3 protein-coding genes are annotated in these 3,157 nt (G+C 72.4%); 1 reads left to right on the top strand and 2 read right to left on the bottom strand.

Annotated elements, in window-relative coordinates:
• Together J1C73_RS17055 and J1C73_RS17050 are read right to left on the bottom strand one after the other, a co-directional pair.
• Positions 1-832, bottom strand: an 832-nt coding sequence (locus J1C73_RS17055) for a DUF8805 domain-containing protein (RefSeq protein ID WP_207317135.1), incomplete at its 3' end; no start/stop codon positions are given.
• 112 nt (positions 833-944) lie between these two features.
• Entirely contained in the window at positions 945-1,652 is a 708-nt protein-coding gene (locus tag J1C73_RS17050; protein WP_207317134.1) for a class II aldolase/adducin family protein, read from the bottom strand.
• 235 nt (positions 1,653-1,887) lie between these two features.
• On the opposite strand from J1C73_RS17050, the gene J1C73_RS17045 reads away from it, so the two are divergent.
• Positions 1,888-3,157: inorganic phosphate transporter (locus J1C73_RS17045; RefSeq protein ID WP_242644301.1), on the top strand; the 1,270-nt coding region annotated here is incomplete at its 3' end.

Here is a 3,157-nt window from a genome sequence, read left to right as displayed (position 1 = left end):
CGCGGGCGGCGGCCAGGGCGCGCAGGGTGGTGGCCCAGTCCATGACCGGGGAGTCGAGGACGAGGCCGCAGATCCGGTCCCGGAGCGCGGAGTTGGCGGAGGCGTGCAGGGCCATGGCGGCGCCGGTGGACCAGCCGTGCAGCACGACCTTCTCGGCGCCGTAGCGCACGGCGAAGCGGATGGCCGCGTCCAGGTCGCGCCATTCGGACTCACCGAGGTGGCTGAGGCCGTCCGGGGAGCGCGGGGCTCCGGCGTCGCCGCGGTAGGCGAGATCGAGCACCGGCAGCTGCTGTTCGTTCAGGAAGCCGATCAGGTTCAGCGGGTGTTCCCGGGTGGTGCCGATGCCGTGCGCGGTGATGACCCAGGTGTCGCGGGGGCCGGGCACGAACCATGCGGGCAGGGCGCCGAGTTCGCCGGTGATCTCGATCTCGCGGTGTGCGAGGCCCAGAGCCGTGGTGGGGTCACCGCTGTGCAGCTCGGGCGTCATGCGGACCTTGGCCCCGGGGCGCAGGGTGCCGCGGTTGACGCGCTCCAGCCGACGCACCACGGTGTCGGCGGCCTGGTGGGCCTGGTCGATCACCGGGCCGACGACGGCGTGGACGCCGTCACCGACCAGCCCGTAGGTGCCGGGCCGCAGCGCGGCGAAGGACCGGGTCAGGGTGACCTGTCCCGCCGCCGTCGCGTGCACGGTGAGTCTGCGGTCGGCGGGGAAGGGACGTCCGGACGGCGCCCCGAGGGCGACGTCGCTGGCGTACCGGCCGGCCGCGACCGCTGCCGCACCGGCGCCGAGGACGGAGGTGACGACTGCTGCCGTCGCTGTAGCCGGGCGCACGGCTTCAGTCTCATGGGCGCCCCCGCACTCGGCCAGCGGGCGGGGGCCGTCCGGTGCCGGCCGCCCGCCCCGACCGGCACCGCCCCGCCGTCCGAAGGAGTAACGGGAGGGACTACGGACGGCCTCGGCCCGGCTGTCCGTACTCCTTCAGCGCCTCCCGGACATCGCTCAGCTGGTCCGGGGTGAGCAGGGCCGGGGAACGGCCGGGGACCGCACTCGCGGCGAGCCAGAGGCGGCACAGCCATTCGAGCTGGGCGGTGCGGTCGTACGCCTCGTCGAGGGTGGCTCCGTAAGTGACGGTTCCGTGGTTGCCGAGCAGACAGCCGGTGCGGTCCCGCAGGGCCGCCAGCATGTTCGCGGCCAGTTCGTCGGTGCCGTACCGGGCATAGGCGGCGACCCGGACAGGGCCGCCCAGCAGCGCGGCCGCGTAATGGACCGGCGGAACCTCGGCGACCAGCGTGGAGACGGCCGTGGCGTGCACCGCGTGGGTGTGCACGACGGCGGCGGCCGCCGTGTTCCGGTAGACCGCGAGATGGAGCGGAAGCTCGCTGGTCGGGGTCAGCTCGCCGAGGATCTGGTTGCCCTCCAGATCGACGCCGACCGCGTCCTCGGGGCGGAGCCGGTCGTAGGGAACACCGCTCGGGGTGACCAGGACGGTGGAGCCGACCCGCGCCGACACATTGCCCGAGGTCCCGACGACCAGGCCGTCGGCCGCCGTCCTGCGGGCGGTGGCGACGACGGCGCCCCAGGCATCCTCGATGCCCCCTGCCTGTTCGATGCCCCCGGCCCGTTCGACCGGGCCCCGCCGTTGATCGCTCATACGAAGATCCTTTCCACTGATGAGCGGTCCATGTTTCCGCCCGCTCCGGAAGATCGTCCGGGGCCGGATTCGGGGCCCACACCGGCCCGTAGCCGTCCGCGGCTGTCGGACCACGGCCAAATGGTGCGACGGCACTCCGATTGGAGTCACCACAACGCCCTGTCCAGTTCATCTTCCGTTCACCCAGGTTGCCTACGTTCCTCGTGCCACTGACGTCGAACGATTGCCTGGGTAAATGGAACACATCACGCTGCTGCTCGCGATTGTGATCGTGACAGCTCTAGTGTTCGATTTCACGAACGGTTTCCACGACACCGCCAACGCGATGGCCACGACCATCTCGACCGGCGCACTCAAACCCAAGACAGCGGTGGCGATGTCCGCCGTTCTCAACCTCGTCGGCGCGTTCCTGTCGGTGGAGGTCGCCAAGACGATCTCCGGCGGGATCATCAACGAGAACGGCCTCAGAACCGAGGTCATCTTCGCGGCGCTCGTCGGCGCCATCCTGTGGAATCTGCTGACCTGGCTGGTCGGACTCCCGTCCAGCTCCTCCCACGCCCTCTTCGGCGGTCTGATCGGCGCCGCGGTGATGTCCGCGGGCTGGTCGTCGGTCGACGGCGGCACGGTCGTCACCAAGGTGCTGCTCCCCGCGGTCGCCGCCCCGGTCGTCGCCGGTCTGGCCGCGCTGCTGGCCACCAAGCTGACGTACCGGATCGGCGGGAAGGTCCGTAACGGCGCCCAGGAGAAGGCGACCGCCAAGGGCTACCGTGCCGGGCAGATCGCCTCCGCCGGGCTGGTCTCCCTCGCGCACGGCACCAACGACGCACAGAAGACCATGGGCATCATCACGCTGGCCCTGGTCACCGGCGGGGTGCTCTCCCCCGGTTCGAACCCGCCGGTCTGGGTCATCGTCAGCGCCGGTCTGGCCATCGCGCTCGGCACCTACCTGGGCGGCTGGCGCATCATCCGCACCATGGGCAGCGGCCTCACCGACCTCAAGCCGCCGCAGGGCTTCGCCGCCCAGACCAGTGCGGCCACGGTCATCCTGGCCTCCTCGCACCTCGGCTTCTCCCTCTCCACCACCCAGTCCTGCTCCGGCGCCGTGATGGGCGCGGGCCTCGGCCGCCGGGGCGGTGTGGTCCGCTGGTCCACCGCCACCCGGATGTTCGTCGCCTGGGGTCTGACCCTGCCGGCCGCCGGTCTGGTCGGGGCGGGGGCGGAGTTCCTCACCAAGCAGGGCACCTGGGGTGTCGTGCTCGTCGCCGTGCTGCTGGTCGCGGGCTCCGGAGCGATCTGGATCCTGTCGCGCCGCCGGCCGGTCGGCCACGGGTCCGGCGGGGGCCGGGATGGTGGCCTTGAGGTCCTGCTGCGCCTGGGCCGCGGTGGGCGGCGGGCTGACGGCCGCGATGGCCGTGGTGACGACGCCCGCGGGTTCGGCGTCGCCCGCGAGGCGAGCGCCGTCCTGGCTGCCGGGCGCGACATCGCCGTGGCCGACCGGCCGGCGG

This window comes from Streptomyces laculatispora (genome assembly GCF_017353455.1).
In the GTDB taxonomy this organism is placed as follows: Bacteria; Actinomycetota; Actinomycetes; order Streptomycetales; family Streptomycetaceae; genus Streptomyces; species Streptomyces laculatispora.
The sequence above is the reverse complement of the archived record's forward strand: the minus strand, read 5'-3'. Positions and strand labels throughout refer to the sequence as shown.